The sequence below is a fragment of the Dactylosporangium fulvum genome, from assembly GCF_025137375.1.
GTDB lineage: Bacteria > Actinomycetota > Actinomycetes > Mycobacteriales > Micromonosporaceae > Dactylosporangium > Dactylosporangium fulvum.
In genome coordinates, this window is the sequence record NZ_CP073720.1 from 10,122,211 (window position 1) to 10,138,940 (window position 16,730).

At 68.2% G+C, this 16,730-nt stretch carries 18 protein-coding genes and 2 pseudogenes; 4 read left to right on the forward strand and 16 right to left on the reverse strand.

The features are described 5' to 3' along the window. Positions 1 to 279: 279 nt before the first annotated feature. Complete coding sequence (locus Dfulv_RS46660; RefSeq protein WP_259860218.1) at positions 280 to 1,767, forward strand: hypothetical protein; 1,488 nt, start codon at positions 280 to 282, stop codon at positions 1,765 to 1,767. On the opposite strand, the pseudogene Dfulv_RS46665 reads toward Dfulv_RS46660, so the two are convergent. From Dfulv_RS46665 to Dfulv_RS46675, 3 genes and pseudogenes are all read right to left on the reverse strand, one after another. After that, positions 1,762 to 2,019: pseudogene (locus Dfulv_RS46665) on the reverse strand (integrase); the annotation flags it as partial. The gene Dfulv_RS46660 and the pseudogene Dfulv_RS46665 overlap by 6 nt on opposite strands. Positions 2,020 to 2,289: 270 nt before the next feature. After that, on the reverse strand, positions 2,290 to 2,586 hold the full coding sequence (locus tag Dfulv_RS46670; protein WP_259860219.1) for a ribbon-helix-helix domain-containing protein: 297 nt from the start codon (positions 2,584 to 2,586) through the stop codon (positions 2,290 to 2,292). After that, entirely contained in the window at positions 2,583 to 2,873 is a 291-nt protein-coding gene (locus Dfulv_RS46675) for a hypothetical protein (RefSeq protein ID WP_259860220.1), read from the reverse strand. Before Dfulv_RS46675 ends, Dfulv_RS46670 begins: the two co-directional genes overlap by 4 nt. Positions 2,874 to 3,252: 379 nt before the next feature. Between Dfulv_RS46675 and Dfulv_RS46680 the strand changes: the two genes are divergently transcribed. Next, positions 3,253 to 3,609 (forward strand): hypothetical protein, encoded by a 357-nt coding sequence (locus Dfulv_RS46680; protein ID WP_259860221.1) that lies wholly within the window; start codon positions 3,253 to 3,255, stop codon positions 3,607 to 3,609. A 65-nt stretch (positions 3,610 to 3,674) separates the two neighbouring features. Here Dfulv_RS46680 and Dfulv_RS46685 read toward each other — a convergent pair whose 3' ends face one another. From Dfulv_RS46685 to Dfulv_RS46705, 5 genes are all read right to left on the reverse strand, one after another. After that, positions 3,675 to 4,961: an RNA polymerase sigma factor gene (locus tag Dfulv_RS46685; RefSeq protein ID WP_259858312.1), complete on the reverse strand. Its 1,287-nt coding sequence runs from the start codon at positions 4,959 to 4,961 to the stop codon at positions 3,675 to 3,677. Between the two features lie 13 nt (positions 4,962 to 4,974). Next, a complete protein-coding gene (locus tag Dfulv_RS46690) occupies positions 4,975 to 5,400 on the reverse strand; it encodes a YciI family protein (protein WP_259860222.1) in 426 nt (141 codons plus the stop codon). 28 nt (positions 5,401 to 5,428) lie between these two features. Then, positions 5,429 to 5,773, reverse strand: coding sequence for a DUF1801 domain-containing protein (locus Dfulv_RS46695; RefSeq protein ID WP_259860223.1), 345 nt, complete (start codon positions 5,771 to 5,773; stop codon positions 5,429 to 5,431). Positions 5,774 to 5,787: 14 nt separating this feature from the next. Beyond that, the gene (locus Dfulv_RS46700; protein WP_259860224.1) at positions 5,788 to 6,336 is read right to left on the reverse strand and encodes a dihydrofolate reductase family protein; all 549 of its coding nucleotides are present in this window, start codon (positions 6,334 to 6,336) and stop codon (positions 5,788 to 5,790) included. A gap of 75 nt (positions 6,337 to 6,411) precedes the next feature. Then, positions 6,412 to 7,728, reverse strand: a complete 1,317-nt coding sequence (locus Dfulv_RS46705) for an IS4 family transposase (RefSeq protein WP_259860225.1) — start codon at positions 7,726 to 7,728, stop codon at positions 6,412 to 6,414. Positions 7,729 to 8,329: 601 nt separating this feature from the next. Between Dfulv_RS46705 and Dfulv_RS46710 the strand changes: the two genes are divergently transcribed. Beyond that, positions 8,330 to 8,941, forward strand: a complete 612-nt coding sequence (locus Dfulv_RS46710) for a DUF4352 domain-containing protein (protein ID WP_259860226.1) — start codon at positions 8,330 to 8,332, stop codon at positions 8,939 to 8,941. Positions 8,942 to 9,251: 310 nt separating this feature from the next. Here the strand turns inward: Dfulv_RS46710 and Dfulv_RS46715 are convergent, their stop codons facing one another. The 4 genes and pseudogenes from Dfulv_RS46715 to Dfulv_RS48690 all read right to left on the reverse strand — a co-directional run. Beyond that, positions 9,252 to 9,434 (reverse strand): hypothetical protein, encoded by a 183-nt coding sequence (locus tag Dfulv_RS46715; protein WP_259860227.1) that lies wholly within the window; start codon positions 9,432 to 9,434, stop codon positions 9,252 to 9,254. A gap of 74 nt (positions 9,435 to 9,508) precedes the next feature. Continuing rightward, complete coding sequence (locus tag Dfulv_RS46720) at positions 9,509 to 10,849, reverse strand: condensation domain-containing protein (RefSeq protein ID WP_259860228.1); 1,341 nt, start codon at positions 10,847 to 10,849, stop codon at positions 9,509 to 9,511. A gap of 253 nt (positions 10,850 to 11,102) precedes the next feature. Next, complete coding sequence (locus Dfulv_RS46725) at positions 11,103 to 11,240, reverse strand: hypothetical protein (protein ID WP_259860229.1); 138 nt, start codon at positions 11,238 to 11,240, stop codon at positions 11,103 to 11,105. A 63-nt stretch (positions 11,241 to 11,303) separates the two neighbouring features. Then, positions 11,304 to 11,387: pseudogene (locus Dfulv_RS48690) on the reverse strand (hypothetical protein); the annotation flags it as partial. An 877-nt stretch (positions 11,388 to 12,264) separates the two neighbouring features. Here Dfulv_RS48690 and Dfulv_RS46730 point away from each other — a divergent pair. Then, complete coding sequence (locus Dfulv_RS46730) at positions 12,265 to 12,615, forward strand: hypothetical protein (RefSeq protein WP_259860230.1); 351 nt, start codon at positions 12,265 to 12,267, stop codon at positions 12,613 to 12,615. 5 nt (positions 12,616 to 12,620) lie between these two features. Here the strand turns inward: Dfulv_RS46730 and Dfulv_RS46735 are convergent, their stop codons facing one another. The 4 genes from Dfulv_RS46735 to purS are packed head-to-tail and all read right to left on the reverse strand — an operon-like array spanning position 12,621 to position 16,690. Then, positions 12,621 to 13,376: a 2-phosphosulfolactate phosphatase gene (locus Dfulv_RS46735; protein WP_259860231.1), complete on the reverse strand. Its 756-nt coding sequence runs from the start codon at positions 13,374 to 13,376 to the stop codon at positions 12,621 to 12,623. Between the two features lies 1 nt (position 13,377). Further along, complete coding sequence (purL, locus tag Dfulv_RS46740; RefSeq protein ID WP_259860232.1) at positions 13,378 to 15,759, reverse strand: phosphoribosylformylglycinamidine synthase subunit PurL; 2,382 nt, start codon at positions 15,757 to 15,759, stop codon at positions 13,378 to 13,380. After that, positions 15,756 to 16,436, reverse strand: a complete 681-nt coding sequence (gene purQ / locus Dfulv_RS46745) for a phosphoribosylformylglycinamidine synthase subunit PurQ (RefSeq protein ID WP_259860233.1) — start codon at positions 16,434 to 16,436, stop codon at positions 15,756 to 15,758. The genes purL and purQ overlap by 4 nt, the downstream gene beginning before the upstream one ends. After that, positions 16,433 to 16,690 (reverse strand): phosphoribosylformylglycinamidine synthase subunit PurS, encoded by a 258-nt coding sequence (purS, locus tag Dfulv_RS46750; RefSeq protein ID WP_259860234.1) that lies wholly within the window; start codon positions 16,688 to 16,690, stop codon positions 16,433 to 16,435. Before purS ends, purQ begins: the two co-directional genes overlap by 4 nt. Positions 16,691 to 16,730: the final 40 nt, after the last annotated feature.

The following is a 16,730-nucleotide window of genomic DNA, read 5'->3' on the forward strand; positions in this document are numbered from 1 at the left end:
CGACCCACTGACCGTGTCATCGCCGTGTCATGGCCCTGGTGATACATGGTTGACGACCTTGAACACCGGCGGCCAGGCTGGGCGTGGTGGTCTTTCAGCGCCAAGACGCGCGGCACACTCCGGGTCATGTCGAAGAAAGGCGAACGGGGTGGCCGTTCGGTAAGCCATCGAACCCAGGTGGCAGCAGGCCGAAGACGGCCCGCTCAAGACACCTGCCGATCGGCTAGCGTCCTGACGGACGCGTAGCGTCGCCGTCCGCCCGCCTATAGTCTCACGCACATGAATATCCTGAGTCAGGTTATTCCAGGATTGCGTGAAGCCCGGACGCCTTTCACGGTGGGCCTGTTGTGGGCATTGACAGGTTGGCTGTCGACCTTCCTACTCCCTAAGGCCGCATGGAAGGTTGACGTGTTTTCGGTGACAGGGAAGCAACTCGCCCATCTTCCTGTCGAGGTCATAGTTGCGGTATCCCTAGTACTGATTTACATCATGGGGATCTTTTTGGAGGCACTTGCGCTCTTCGTGCGACGGACATTCGGCGTAATCGTCATTCTAGGCGCGACACTAGTTGGCGCCTTAGCAATCCTTGGCCTAGTCTCACACCTTGGCAACGTCGTCATCTTCGTTCTGGCCTTGGCGATACTATTGGCCTTCCTTCGGCATCGGAGACTCCGCCCAGGAACATCACTGTCGAACGCGCTTGAAGACACACTCCTGCTCGTATTCCTGAGTCTTGAACGAGGTACAGCTAAGGCGCTGAACGATGTACACCGCATGACGGAATCTGACACAGAGATTTTCAATCTCCTCGTGAAGGATGAACTGCGCAAGTACTTCCAGGTGAATGAGCAATTTCTGCACCAGGCGGTTCACCGACTAGATGCCGGCCAAACTTATCGCGCCGCGATTGCCATGGGCGTGACCATTGATGAAGTATGCGAGCGAGCAACTCCCGAGGAGCGATCGAGGCTCCTCCGACTGAAGACTATGGACGACTTGAGACTGGCGAGACGAGGGGAAGAAGATCCGCCCGCCGACCTAAAGGAAGTTTTGCTCGACAAGCTTAGAATCAATTCCGAACTGCGCATATCGTTCGCAGAGTCGGTGCTGGACTTCTCGAACCTGCGAGACTTGCTCAGGAGGCGCCTAGAAAGAGTTGATTTGCTACTCCGATACAAATACCCCGAGATCTACGCGGACTATGATCGAGTTAAGGCCGAGGGAGAGTTCCGGTCCGCCGTTGCAATACCGCTAGTCGCCTTGGTTGTCACAGCTTCATATAACTGGCACCTGCGCTTCAACGCGCATCACGGTCTTGGGAAGTTCTGGTGGCTATGCTTAGCTGCTGCAGCAGTGGGTGGAATCGTAGCGGCGGCCGGAGCCACTCAAACGAAAAGATCGAAAAGGATTCTGTACAACGCCGTTGTCGACAAGCTTGTCGAGATCGATGACTCGGAAGCCTTTTCGGAATCAGTTTTCGTGTTCAAGCCGGCCGCCAGCTTTTCGCGGACGGACACGGCACGGCACGTCGCGAAAGAAATCACTGCGGAACGCTGGCGACGCGGCTGGGCTTACTTGGCCGAGAAGTTCGGCCGAAGAACCGACCGCGATCGTCGTGGGGCCATTGAGCCCGGACCTGTTCGCAATCTAGAGGCCGCACACACGAGCGATAGCAGTCGGCTGAGGGCCGATAGGCCCGCCGCCCTGCTTCAGCAGCAGACCTATCACAACCACGTCACACTTGTCTGTCGGCACACAGGTTCATGACTGGGTGAGAGCGGCTTCGATGCGTCGTCGGACCGCTTCGTCTTGACCATCGATACACTTGGCGTAAACCTTGAGCAGGACATTTACGCTGTGCCCAGCCCCTTCGGCAACCTGGGTTGCCGGGACGCCTGCGTTAAGCCACAACGACACAGCCGCGTGCCGCAGATGATAAGGCACCTTCGCCAAAGGCGAACGCTGCTGAGACTCAGTGCGAGCGAGAAGGCGAGCCTGCCGCCACACTCGACTGTAGGTCTCTTTCGAGAAGCGAACGAACTTCGCGGCCTTTTCGAGGGCTTCTTCCCTGGTTGACCGATTCCGCCATTTAGGCGGCCCTTGTCTGTGCTATTGGCGCCCTGAGCGAGACGCGATCCTGAACTCTGTCCTCTCGTCCATCAACGTCCGGCGGCGACCTCGATACCCCATCGTGCGGTTGACGTCCAGTTCACAGGCGCTGCAGGTCCTTCCGAGCATCGTGGACTGGACTCGAAGGGACGGGCGGATTTCTGCCCACGCGGTCTGGGCTTACGCCGCTTCTCCTTGGTGCCGTTCCAGATATTCCTCGACCGCTGCCCGGATGATTCCGGATCGGCCGGCCCTGTCGCGGCCGGCAGCGCTGTCCAGTCTGGCGACCATGTCGCTTGGCATCTTCACTGTTACGACTCGTTCGACTACTTCGCCGGCCGGGTCGACCTGGACGAAGGTTCCTGTTGGGCTTGTGGGCTTTGCCCACTCGCGCCAAGGAGTGATGTCGTCGGCCTCCAGCAGCCAGTTGGCGATCTCGTCCCTGCTCATACGGTCGAAGTCCGGTGTCCCGGTCATCGCTGATCTCCTCTCTGCATCCACTGCTGACCATCGGTGGCGCCAGCCGCACGAGCGCTGTGCACCCGCCAGACGAACGAGTCGTCATTGCGCACGAGGAGCACCCGTACGAGCACGCACGCGTCTGTCTCGGCCACGACGAGGAGCAACAGGTCGTTGTACGCCCGAAGCTGCGACCGCTCGTCACGATCCAGTACCTCGGCAACGTCGGCCACGTTCAGCCCATCCCGCAGGGTCGCCTGCGGGAGTTCGTCCGGCTGCGGCATCCGCCACTGCAACTCACTCATGGGGTATCAGTATTACCGGTAATACCGGCGATCGGTAGCCGATCGGCGGGATCGCCGCCCGGTGGCTCTGCGGAACGGTCCGGATCAAGGTCGCCTGGCCCGTGGCGGTGCCGCCTGCATCCGCGGTGGTCCCGTGCCTGAGGAGTGTCATCGATCTCCCAGTTCGGTCTATCGGCGCAGGTCAAGCCAGGCGCACGCTCTGGTCTTGAAAACCGGTGAGGCGTTCCGCGTCTCCGTGGGTTCGAATCCCACGCCCTCCGCCAAAGATCAGCCGAGACACTCGGCGACCAGCCAAGACGTAACTTGGCTGCCGTCCTCGCACTGCGGTCAGCCGTCTGGCAAGGTCCCGCTAAGACTCATCCCAGCTGTTCGGCCGGGCGTGCGTGCCCTTGGCCGGGCCGGGCCGGACCGCTCGCTGTATCCGGACCATGCGATCGCGCCGTCCGTAGCGCTCCCTGGGACGCTCGAGGCGCTCGCCGCCGTCCGTGAGGCCGGCGGGCCGGGCACGAAGGGCGTCTGGCTGGCCCGGCGCTGGCTGATGGCGATCGACGTGGCCGGCACCCCGGCCGACGTGGAACGGTTCGGCCGGATGGGGTCGGGGCCGAAGGCGTCGGCGTACCAGAAGCTGCACGTCGCAGCCCTCGCCGAGTGCGGCAGCCACGCGATCGTCGGGGCGGTGCTCGGGCTCGTGCCGTACCGGGGAACGTCCATGCCTCGTGGTCGGTGTCCTGGCTGAACCGGATGGTGTCGGCGGCCCCGTCGAGGAGATGTCGAGGAGGTGCTGTCGGGCGTGTTTCCGGTTCACTGCGCTGGCGGCTCTTTGCTGGACTGGCCGCCGGCGTTGTGGGGGGTGAGTGCCTGCGCCATGCGGCTGAGCAGGAGTTGCCGTTCCTGTCTGGTCGGTGCGAGTTCGGCCGCGCGTTCCAGCTCGGCTGCGGCCTCGGTGTGGCGGCCGAGCCGGGTGAGGATGTCCCCGCGCACCGCGCCCAGCAGGTGGTAGTCGGCCATCCGGCGGTCGGCGAGCAGTGGTCGGGTCGTGGCGAGTGCGGCTTCGGGTCCGTCGACGTGGAGCACGGCGACCGCGCGGTTGAGCTCCACGACGGGTGAGCGGGTGATCTGGGTGAGGGCGTCGTAGAGCGCGAGGATGGCGACCCAGTCGGTGACTGCGAACGTCGCCGCGCGGGCGTGGCAGGCGGAGATGGCGGCCTGCAGCGAAAACACGCCGAGGGGCCGGGCCAGGTCGAAAGCGCGGTCGAGCATGCTGAGGCCGTGCTCGACCAGCGTGCGGTCCCAGAGTCGACGGTCCTGGTCCTCGAGCCGGACCGGGATGCCGGCAGCGTCGACCCGGGTCCGGAAGCGGGAGGCCTGCAACTCCATGAGAGCGACCAGTCCGAACACTTCGGGCTCGGTCGGGGAGAGTCCTGCGAGGACCCGTCCCATCCGCATCGCCTCGACGGCGAGGTCGGCGCGGACGAGGTTCGTGCCTGACGAGGCCGAATAGCCCTCGTTGAAGATCGCGTAGAGCACATCCAGCACCGCGCGCAGACGTTCGGGGAGTTCCCCGGCTGACGGGGCCTCGATCGGCACCCGCGCCTCGGCCAGGGTCCGCTTGGCGCGTGAGATCCGCTGCCCGATCGTCGCAGTGGGCACGAGGAAAGCACGGGCGACCTCGTCGGTCGTCAGCCCGCCGAAGAGCCTCAGTGTGAGCGCGACCCGGGATTCGGGTGAGAGCACGGGATGGCACGTGGTGAACACCATGGTGAGCAGGTCGTCCGGGATCGGATCGAGTGCCTCGTCCGCGACATCGGCCAGCTCGCCCTCGTGCCCGGCAACGAGGAGCGGCGCCTTCCTACGGGCCGTCTCCTCGCGCCGGGCACGGTCGATCGCCTTGTGCCAGGCGGTCTTCATCAGCCAGGCACCCGGCCTCGGCGGGATGCCGTCAGCCGGCCACTGCTCCAATGCCGACACGAACGCCTCGGACACAAGATCCTCGGCGATGTCGAGGCTCCCGATCCGGCGGGCGAGTGTCGCGATCAACTGAGGCGCCTCGATCCGCCACAGCGCCTCGACCGACTTGCGCAGGTCCATGGCCGGGCCCGGTTCAGTCCGAGGCCGGGTCGAGCAACTGCTCGCTCTTGGCGAGCGCGTCAGCGTCGACAGTCCGGGCGAAGTCGGCCATGTCGAACAACGGCCGGATCTCCAAAATCTGCGAGTCGCCGTAGGACGGGTCGAACGGACACCTCTTCGCCCACTCGACCGCCTCGGCCAGCGAGCTGACCTCCCAGATCCAGTAGCCCGCGATCACCTCTTTGGACTCGGTGAACGGGCCGTCGACCACCGTCGTGCCCGCTGTCGAGAACGCGACCCTCGCCCCGGCGGCGCTGGGCTGGAGTCCCTCACCGCCGAGCATGATGCCGGCGTTGACGAGCTGCTCGTTGAAGACCCGCATCTTCTCGAACATCTCGGTCGTCGGCTCACCGTTGCCCTCGTCAGCGGCATCGCCCTTGGTCATCACCATCACACGCATGAGAAGGATCCTCTCGGTTGATCCGGTCTCAGTCCAGGCCGGTGGTCCGGCGCAGCAGACCGGCGATGAAATCGGTGTCGACCGTGTCGCCCTCGGCGAGGTCGACGACCTTACGGTCGCCGTTGCCCATCGACCGCAGCACGCCCGGCACCGGGGCGACCGCACCAGCACCGAACACCATGAACGAGACCTTGGCGGCGGCCACGTGCAGCGCTGCGGTGTTCTGGCCGGCGAGGTTGAAGTGCGGCTTGCCGTACTGGATGACCTCCTCGACGCCGGGGACGGTGTCAAGAACGGTCTGGCGCAGCGTCGCGCACAGGTCCTGCTGCCACGGCTTGGTCTTGGCGAGGTAATCGGTGACGTCCTGGCTCATCTCGGTGCTCCTGTTCAGACGGTGGTGACGCGGTAGGTCGACACGACCACACCGGACTCGAAGGTGGTGGTCTCGAAGCGCTGGAGGCCGGTTCGGCTCTCGGCGCGGAACAGCGGCTCGCCACTGCCCTTGAGAACCGGGTAGGTCCAGACCTTGTACTCGTCGAGGAGGCCGGCCGTCGCGAGTGCATCGGTCAACCGGCCGTTGCCCCAGATCAGGATATCGGTGCCATCGTCCTCCTTGAGCGCCTTGACAGCGGTCAGCAACTCGTCGCCGGCGATGACGGTCGTCGAGTTCCAGACGCTGGTGTCGACCGGCTGGGAAGCCACGACGTACTTGTGCATGGCGTTGACATGGTCGGCGTACGGGTTGCCACCCCTGTAGGGCCACGCCTGCGCCATGCCCTCGTAGGTGACGCGGCCCAGGAGCAGCGTGTCGGCGCCGAGCGCCAGGTCCAAGGCGTACCGCATGGCCGCCGGGTCGTTGTATGCCAGCGACCACTCGTGGGGGTTGTCGATGAAGCCGTCGACAGTGCTGTAGGTCGAAGCGATAATGCGTCGCATCAGGTCTCCCCTGGTAGTGGGGCCGGCTTTTCCGGCCCGCACCCATCCTTCGCGCGACAGCGCACCGTTTCGACATCAGAGCCAAAAAAATCTTTCATGCTCCGCGTCGCCCGACACAGCCCTCGATTTCTCGCTGCTCGGTGCCGCGATCGCGGCCGGGATTGCACTCCTCCGCACGCCCGCCGACCTCGCCTCGCCCCTCGCCTCGCCCCTCGCCGCGGGCATGATGACCGCCGCCTTGCAGATGGCTCTGCGTGATCGCGAGTTCGCCGAACTCATCACCGCCGGCGACGAACGGACGGGCAGCACGAGCACCACCAACCCCACCCACACCAGGACCTCACCGCGGCCGCGCAGGTCGGTCTTCAGTTCGTCCAGTGCGGATTCTTCCTCCCAGCGCTGGTGATAGGCCTCGGCCAGGTCGGTGGCGGGGACCTCGTGCGGGTCGGTGATGGTGGTGACCACGACGATCAGGTCGCTGTCGGGGTTGCGGTCCGGGACGGTGTACTCGACCACCCGCACGAGACGGGCCAGGTCCGCGGGAACATCGTGGCCGGCTCTGGCCTGCTCGGCCAGCCGGGCCAGCCGCTGGGCACTCAGGCCGGGAGCGTAGATCAGCGCCTGGTAGGAGCCGTCGGCCAGCCAGCGCAGGTGGCCGACCGATACCGACGCGCCGATCCGCCGGGCCAGGTCGGCGCCGGTGGCGGCGAACGCCTGGAACAGTTCGTAGGAGTACAGGCCGGCGTCGGCCATGACCAGCATGTCCGGGCCGACCGCGCCGGCAAGGCCGGCGGCCAGGGTGCGCTCCCCGGTCCGGCAGCCGCCCAGCACCGCGCCGACGATGGCGTGACTGCCGCACTCCGCGAGAGCGGCGACGTGCAGTTTCGGATATGCCGACGCTTTCGGCCCGGACCCCATCCGACCGAACCGTTCCACATTCTCCGGGGTGTCGGCCACGTCGAAGCTGGTCGCGTCAATCGCCATCAACCGGCGGCGGCCGAGCCAGGCGCCTTTCGTACCTGCCGTGGCCAGGGGCACCGCGGCCCGCTCGAACAACGCCTGCACCGGCTCGACACCGAGTCGCTGCCGGGCCTGGGTGATCGCCGACTTGGTCGGGACCAGCCAATCGTCATCCCAAGAGCCGAGTTTGCGCAGGTTACCCACCAGTCGACGCATCACCTCGTCATACGACTCGGCGAAGAACAACCCCATCGCGATCACATACCGGACCATCACGTGCGCCGGCAGCCGCCGGGACCGCTGCTCCCGCCGCTGTGTGCGGTTGAGGACCTCATCGAGGAGGTCACGACTGAACCGGGCCGACACCACACCCAACCCGACATGGTCGGTCAACCGACCCCACGGCCGTTCCTCCGCCATCGATGACGTCACGGCCAGCCACCGTACCGGCCTCCACAATCGACGTCAGCTCACCACGCTGACCTCGGCAGAAGCCTTATCTGAACGGCATTGAGCCTAGAGCCCACACCCTGCCCGGATCCAGACGCCCCGTTCTAGTTTTCAGGTAGGCCGCCATACTCGTCGAGCTGGTCCAGGGACACATCGGCGAGAAGCGCTACGGCGGCAACAAGCAGCTCGGCTACGCGGGCTGATCAAGCGGAAGCTGTCGGCTGACCGGGCCAACCTGCCGGTCTGAACGATCCGATTCCCCACGGAACACTGGCAATCACGGCGGGGCGTCGGCACGCTACAGTCCGTAGCCCGTCAGCTAGCGTTCGCGTGTCCCGGCCGTCGTCATGACGGGCTCCGGCCGTGCGGGCGCGCGAACCAGCGGGCCGCGTCCCCGCACGGGCGCGGCCCGCTCCCGTCCGTGGAGACCCCTTTGACCTACCCCGGCCCGCACCAGCCCCGCCAGCACCCCACCGGCCATTTTCCGGCACAACCGCCGCAACCGCCCGGCTACCACCCACCGACCAGCGGCTTCCCCGCCGCTGGCCCCATCGGCCCGCCGCCGCGCCCACCGAAGAGGGGCATGTCGACCGGCGCGACCGTCGGCATCGTTCTCGGCGGCGTCTTCGCCCTCTGCTGCGTCGCCGGACTCGCCGCCGCAGTCATCGGCGGCGACGACAAGCCGAAGTCCCGGACCGCCAATGAACAGCCCGCAGCTCCGGCCGCATCCGGCGGATCGACCGGTTCTCCGGCTGGGGCGCAGGCCGCCGCCACCACTGCGGCAGCACCGAAGAAGACGTCGGACATCGCCGCCGCAGGCAGCGCGGTGAGGGACGGCAAGTTCGAATTCAAGGCGGTCAAGGGCCCCGAGTGCGGGAAGAAAGAGATCGGCTATCAGAAGGCCCAAGGCCACTACTGCCTGATCACCCTGCAGATCAAGAACATCGGCGACGCAGCCAGAACCTTCGACGACAACAACGTCCGCGCCTACAACGCGGAGGGCGCCAAGTTCGGTACAGACGGCGTCGCCGGAATGTACGCCAACCCGAACGGCGAAACCTTCCTGAACGACATCAACCCCGGCAACCAGGTCACCGCGATCGTCGTGTTCGACGTCGCCCCGGGCACGAAACTGGCGACGCTTGAGGTGCACGACTCGAGCTTCAGCCGAGGCGCGAAGGTCGCCCTCGCCTGATCCATCGCCTCCGGACTGACCGCCCGACCGCATAACCACACACCGCCGACCAGCCCTCATCCGATGGAAGGGGGCCGGTTGTGGCGTTCTGGCTCGGCAAACCCGGCGCGCTCGCCGCCCTCCCCCACCCGGGCCGCGGCATCGACCCGACACTTGAGATCCCGTCCAGCGTCCGGGAGACGATCGGCGGCGGCCAGTCCGTCGACCGGGCACCGACCGGCCGCCGCACCTACGAGCTCGACTTGGCCTCGTTGACGCCGGAGCAACACAGCCTCCTCGAGGAGTTCTACGTCGGGGCGCGCGGGCCGTCCTACGTCCTGCTCGACCCGTGGCGGCGTAACCACCTGTCCGCCCAGCAGTCGTCGGCGACCTCGGTCACGAACACCACGGCCGGGTTCGTGCCGTCGGCCGGCGAAAGCCCCACCCCGGTCCGGCGCGGCCAGCGCGTGCTCGCCTGGACCATCCCGTCGTCGGCGACCGCCGGCATCCTCATCGTCTCCCCACCAGCCGGGCTCACCGCCTGGCCGGCCCCGCATACTGTGAGACTGCCGCTGTCGGACCTGCTGGTCAGGACGGCGTGGCCTCGCCGGTCGCTGTCTGGACCGCCACCTCCTCCATGGCGCGCACCAGAGCCTCGGCCACCGGCGGCGGCACGTGGTGGGTGTCCACCTCGATGTGCAGCCGCACCGTCTGCGGCGACTCGTCGTCGACGTTGAGGAACAGCCGCGGGTAGACCTCGTCGCGTTTGATCGTCCACGTGAACACCGTGCGGGGCAGCGCGGCCCGCACCAACGCCGGGTCGACCAAGCGCGGCTCGGCCGCGCCCCGGCGGTCGTTGTAGAACCAGTTGAGATCCACCGCCTCGCCGCGCTCCCGCGCCGTCGCCGCGACGACCTCCTCCAGCCGTGCCCGGTCGTAGTAGCCGTGCTTGTACGCCAGCATCGACGCGCGCTGGACCCGCTCCAGCGCCTCGTCGAACGAGCACCCGGCCACATCCATCGCGCACAGGGCGGTCTGCGACACCGGGCCGACGACCTCGGCCAGGCCGGGGCGGAAGCGGTTGCTCGACACCAGCCGGGTCGCCACCGGGTTGACGCCGCAGACGCGGCTCGCCGCCAGCGCGTAGACGGTCAGCATGACCGCGCTCGCGTCCACCCTCGTATGGGCCGCGATCGACTGCACCGCGAGCGGCAGCGCCGCAGAGCTGAGCTCGCCCCGCCAGTACCGAGGTGCCTGCGGATCCCCCGCCCCGGCGAACCGGGACGCCGGGATGGTTTGCAGGGTGGCCTGCCAGTAGCGTATCGCCGCGTCGCTCTGCCGCCGCCCGGCCGACGAACGCTGCCACCGCACCTGCTCCAGGGCCTGCATCCCGCGTACCGGCGCGGCCTCGTTCCGCTCGCTCTCGGCCAGCATGACCGCCGCGCCGCGACCGTCCATGACGAAGTGGGTCATGATGACCACCAGGTGCGTCGGCGTGCCGTCCCGCCGCACCACGGCCATCCGCACCGGCCACTCGCCAGCGAAGTCGTAGTCGGTCTGTTCATATCGCCGCTGTACCGCCACGGCGACCTCGTACGGGTCGGCCGGGCCGGCGTCGACGACCTCCAGGTCGATCTCGCCAGCGTCGTGCACCACCTGCCGCGGCGGGCCGTCCGCGGGGAACAGCAGCCGCGTGCGCATCGACTGGTACCGCGACATCAGGTACCGCAACCGCTCGACACCATCCTCGACGGTGGATCCGGCAGGCAGCGGCCGCGTGCCGCCGATCGGCATCCAGGTCTGCTGTTCGAGCAGCGCCTGCCAGATCTCACGCTGACCCCAGGACAGTTCGTCTTCCCCGGACCCCTCGCCGGTGAAGGGGACACGGATCCGGGTAACGGTCCCACCCGTCACCATCACGTCACTCATCCAGTTACCCCTGGTGTCGGCGGGCCAGTCGGCACAAACGCCTCGATCGTACGGCCGCACCGACCGCCGCGTTCCCGACCGAACGGCTCATCGACGGGACACGAACGTGCGGTGCGCACCCACTGTGCCACGGTCGGCGCACGCTGCTCGTGACGCACACCCAGGTTTGCCAGAATGACACCGCTGTAGTTGCGTGGCCTTCACTATTGCCGTTGGACACTCGCTCTGGGTGGCTACTCGTTGCAGCTATTCGTCAGACGACGACGCCGAGCCGACGCAGCTCTGCCGCGATGTCGGCCACTTCGACGAGCGAGCCCTGCGCAACAGCGAGCATCATCGCCTCGGCATCATCAACATCCACGTCGGGAACATCGCCGCCGGTGTTCAGCACGATGAAGGTGATCGCCGCAGCCCATGCCAGCCGCTTGTTGCCGTCGATGAGCGCATGGTTCGCACACAGCGAGTGCAGCAGCGCGGCGGCTTTCCCGGCGAGGTCCGGGTATGCCGCATCAGCGGGTGACGCGGTTTCCCGCGCCAGACGACCGTCCGTCCACGTCGCAGGCTACCGCCGCCGGACGGCGAACACGAGCACCGTGACCAGCACAACGACCGCCAGCACCGCGACGCCGCACACAGCAAGGTGCCACGGCCGCAACGCCCCCATCAGACTGCTCTCCATCGCGCCTGGTTCTCGCCCGCCTTGCGTGTGCACCGCATCGGCTTCCCTGTCTTCGTGACGCCTGTCGCGCCTTCCGGTGAGCAGAACGCGCCCGGCGTGACCACCTTCCCACCCCCGCCACCAGCAGGCGCGCTGGTCTTCGGCGCCGGCGGCTTCGTCGTCGTCTTCGGCGCCGGCGGCTTGGTCGTGGTGCGGCCGGGCGAAGGCACACCAGCCCCGGGCACGGCGACGTCGCTCGGCGCGACCACCACGCTGGCGCTCGGCGACGAAGACGGAGACGGAGACGGAGACGGGCTGGGGCTCGGCGACTCGGACAGACTCGGCGACGCGACAACCGCGTGCACGCCGTCGTTGGCCGGCTTGGGGTCGGGGCCGCAGCCGGCCAGGGCGAACACGGCGACAGTCGCGGCGGCGATGAGTCGGGCAGGGGTCACCGTCGTGATGGTCCTCCGACCTGGCCCGGAACGGATCAGGCGCCTGGCCAGGGGTGGCCGACGATCAAGAGAGCCGCGTATGGCCTCTCCGGTGGTCGCAGGCTCCTCCGGGCGGCCCCCGAACGAGCGCTCGAGCGTGGCGCCGCACCGAGACCGTCACGAGCGGCTATGTCACGCAGTGGCGCTGAGCCTCTACCCTATGGCTATGACGGATCGGGACCAGCGTGAGAGCGTCGAGCCTCGCGTGAGTGTGCCCGTCCCGAGTGTCCGGCCCAGAGAAGACTACGGCCGGACTCCCCCCCATGAGTGCGGGCGGCGGGGTCGAGCTGGCGGCTGCCTTCATCGCCAGCGCCGTTGCGCAGCAGCTCGTCGGCATCGCGGCCTGGGAGGCGCTGAAGGCCGGGGCCCGCCACGCCAGGCTCCGTTTCGGCTGGCAGAGCGAGGCCCAGCAGCGACCCTATGCCGAGGCCATGGCCCAGTTGGCCGTCGCGTCGAAGCTTGATGCTGACGTCGACCTCGACGTCGCGGAGTGCCGTCGACTCGGTGATCAGTGGCAGGCGATCGTGATCGGCGAGGGCCGGCGATACCGCGTCCTGATTCCAGTGAAGCTCAGGGAGCCGAACGAGATCGCCGTGAGCCTCGAGTTGCAGTGAGCGCGTCAGGCCGGGGCGAAGACGCCGCTGGTCAGGACCGGGACCAGGTCGGAAACGCCGGACTGGATGGCCAGGCTCACGTCCTCCGCGAAGCCTCGCTGAATCAGCTCCTGGCCGCTCACGCACTTGCGGACCGCCGCGGGCACGTTGCGTACCGCTGCCAAAGCTGCCAGCGTCACAGCGGCCTCCACCGACAGCGGGGCGCCCAGCATCGACAGGCCGTCGAGAACCGACGCGGCGCCCAACAAATCTTCCACACACGGACGGAGCGTGCCGTCCGGCCACAGCTCGCCGGCCGCCACCACGCCGACCGGGGAGGAGGCCGTGCCGTGGCCCTGGGTCACGAGCCAGCGGGCGACGGCCGGGGCGTTGCGCAGGCAGGCTGCCACCACCGCGACGCCCGTGGAGGCGGCCGCGGAGCAGATCGTCGCGCCGTTCGGCGACGGGAGTACCAGATCAGCGGCCACCGGGGCGGTCGACAGCGCGGCCGGGGAGAGCGACCACGGGTGCTCCGACGTCACGTGCGAGCGGCCGACGGCAAACGCGGCACCCATGCGGTCGGCATAGGCGCGGGCCTGGTCGGACCAGGGGAAGGGGTGGACGCGCATACCGCGCGCCACCGCGATGTCCACCGCTGTCGAGAATGACAGCACGTCGACCACGACCAGGACCGAGCAGACGCGGGCGAGTTCGGCCGCGCCTGCCGGTCCCCAGTCGAAACGGGCGCCAGAGCCGGGCTGGCTGAAGACGCCCTCCGCCATGTCAGGCGTCTGGGTCGGTGTCGCCGGGCGACGCAGGCACGTCCGGCGGCTCAACCGGCTCGAAGATGGTGTCCACGGCGGGCAGCACGTAGGCCGGCGCCTCCGTGGACACCTCACCGAACAGGGCCGGCAGGGTGCCGGTCCAGGCGGCCCGCAGCTCGTCGAGCGAGATCGTGAACTGGCCCCGCACGTCGAGAGCCCGGCTGCGCCCGTCGACCGAGCCGATCACGGTGACCGGCAGGCCGTGCTGCGCACAGAGGGTGGTGAACGCCTTCTCGTGGCCGCGCGGCACGGACACCAGCGCCCGGGCGGTCGACTCCGAGAACAGCGCCACAAACGGGTTGAGGTCCTCGGGCAGCGTGATGTTGGCCCCGTGGTCGTACCGCAGGGTCGCCTCGACCAGCGCCTGGGCGAGCCCGCCGTCGGAGAGGTCGTGCGCCGACGACAGGTGGCCGCGCTCGCCGGCCTCGGTGAGGACCGAGGCGAGGATGCGCTCGCGGGTGAGGTTGACCCGGGGCGGCTGGCCGCCGAGGTGCTGGTGGGTCACCCATGCCCACTCGGAGCCGGACAGCTCCTCGGTCGTCTCACCGAGCAGCATGATCAGGTCGCTGTCGCCGCCGAAGCCCATCGGGACGCGGCTGCCGACGTTGCCCATGACGCCGAGCACACCGACGACGGGCGTCGGGTGGATGGCCTGCGAGCCGGTCGAGTTGTAGAAGCTGACGTTGCCGCCGGTGACCGGGATGCCCAGCTCGGCGCAGCCGTCGGCCAGGCCGCGGACGGCCTCGGCGAACTGCCACATGACCTGCGGGTCCTCGGGGGAGCCGAAGTTGAGGCAGTTGGTCACCGCGAGCGGGGTGGCCCCGGCCGCGGCGACGTTGCGGTAGGCCTCGGCGAGGGCGAGCTTGGCGCCGTTGTACGGGTCGAGCCGCGCGAACCGCGCGTTGCCGTCGACGGACAGCGCGATGCCGAGCCCGGTCTGCTCGTCGATGCGGATCACACCGGAGTTCTCCGGCTGGGCGAGGATCGTGTTGCCCTGGACGTATCGGTCGTACTGCTCGGTGACCCAGCTCTTGTCGCACAGGTTGGGGCTGGCGGCGAGCCGCAGCAGCGTTTCGCGCAGCTCGACACCGGTGCGCGGCCGCGGCAGCGTCTCGGCGCGGTCGGCCTGGAGCAGGATGAGGTCGGCCGGCTCACGCATCGGCCGGGCGTAGACCGGGCCGTCGTCGACGAGCGAGCCCGGCGGGACGTCGACGACGGTCTCGCCGTGCCAGGTGATCACCAGCCGGCCGGTGTCGGTGACCTGGCCGATGGCGGTCGCGATGACACCCCAGCGCTCGGCGACGTGCAGCACCTCGTCGAGCTTCGCCGGGTCGACGATGAGCAGCATCCGCTCCTGGGACTCGCTGGCGAGGACCTCCTGCGGGTCCATCGACGCCTCGCGCAGCGGCACCAGGTTGAGGTTGACGTCCATGCCGGTGCCGGCCGCGGCGCTGGTCTCGGTGAGGGCGCAGGTCAGGCCGGCGCCGCCGAGGTCCTGGACGCCGACGATGAGCTCCCGCTCGTACAGCTCGAGGCAGCTCTCGATGAGCAGCTTCTCGATGAACGGGTCACCCACCTGCACCGACGGGCGGCGGGCCGGGCCGTCGGCGTCGAAGGTGGCGCTGGCCAGGACCGACACACCGCCGATGCCGTCGCGGCCGGTCTTGGCGCCGAGGAGCACGACGATGTTGCCGGGGCCGTGCGCCTCCTTGTTCTGCAGGCGGTTGACCGGCAGGACACCGACACACAGCGCGTTGACCAGCGGGTTGCCCTGGTAGCAGGGGTCGAAGACGACCTCGCCGCCGATGTTGGGCAGGCCGAGGCAGTTGCCGTAGCCGCCGACGCCGGCGACGACGCCGGGCAGGACACGCTTGGTGTCCTCGTGGTCGGCGGCGCCGAAGCGCAGCGGGTCCATGACGGCGACCGGCCGCGCGCCCATGGCGAGGATGTCGCGCACGATGCCGCCGACGCCCGTGGCCGCGCCCTGATAGGGCTCGACGAAGCTGGGGTGGTTGTGCGACTCGACCTTGAAGGTCACGGCGATGTCGTCGGAGACCCGGATGACACCGGCGTTTTCCCCGATGCCGGCCAGCATCAGCTCGGACTTCGGGGCCTTCTCGCCGAACTGGCGCAGGTGGACCTTGCTGCTCTTGTACGAGCAGTGCTCGCTCCACATGATCGAATACATGGCGAGCTCGGACGTGGTCGGCCGCCGGCCCAGGATCTGCCGGATGCGCTGGTACTCGTCCTCGCGCAGGCCCAGATCCTCGTAGGGCTGTTCCTCGTCGGGTGTCTTGCCGGCCTGCTCGACGGTGTCGAACTCGTGCGTCGTGGCGGTCATACGCGGGCTCCCAGGTGTGCGAGCACGGACGTGAAGATGCCGAGGCCGTCGATCGACGGGCCGGTCAGCACCTCAACGGCGTGCTCCGGGTGGGGCATGATCCCGACGACGTTGCCCGCAGCGTTGGTGATCGCCGCGATGTCGTGGAGCGAGCCGTTGGGGTTTCCGCGGATGTATCTCGCGACGACCCGGCCCTCGGCCTCGAGCTCGTCGAGGGTGCGCCGGTCGGCCATGTAGCAGCCTTCGCCGTTCTTGACCGGGATCACGACCTCCTGGCGCGGCTGGAAGCCGTTGGTCCAGGCGGTGGACGTGCTCTCGATCCGCAGACCCTGGTCGCGGTTGCGGAAGTGCAGGTGCTGGTTGCGGGTGAGGGCGCCGGGCAGGAGGTGCGCCTCGCACAGCACCTGGAAGCCGTTGCAGATGCCCAGCACGGGCAGACCGTCGCCGGCCGCCCTGACGATCGACTCCATCACGGCGGAGAACCGGGCGATGGCGCCCGCGCGCAGGTAGTCTCCATACGAGAAGCCGCCTGGCAGGACGACCGCGTCCACGCCGTAGAGCTCGGCGTCCGCGTGCCACAGCGGGATCGGCGCGCCGCCGGCGAGCTGCACGGCACGGGCGGCGTCACGGTCGTCGAGTGAACCAGGGAAGGTGACGACACCGATGCGGGCGGTCACTGGGACTCGACCTCCACCGGTTCCTCCACCCGGAGCGTGAAGTCCTCGATCACCGGGTTGGCGAGCAGCTTGTCGGCGATCTCGCGGGCACGGTCGAGGTCGGCGGCGCCGTCGAACTCGATCTCGATCCGCTTGCCGATGCGCACTGAGGCCACGTCGGCGACGCCGAGTCGCGGCAGCGCATTCGCGACCGCCTGACCCTGGGGGTCCAGGATCTCCGGTTTGAGCATGACGTCCACCACGACGCGGGCCACGGGGCACTCCTGACGTTGAGTCGGGCGCTCGAGGGCGAGC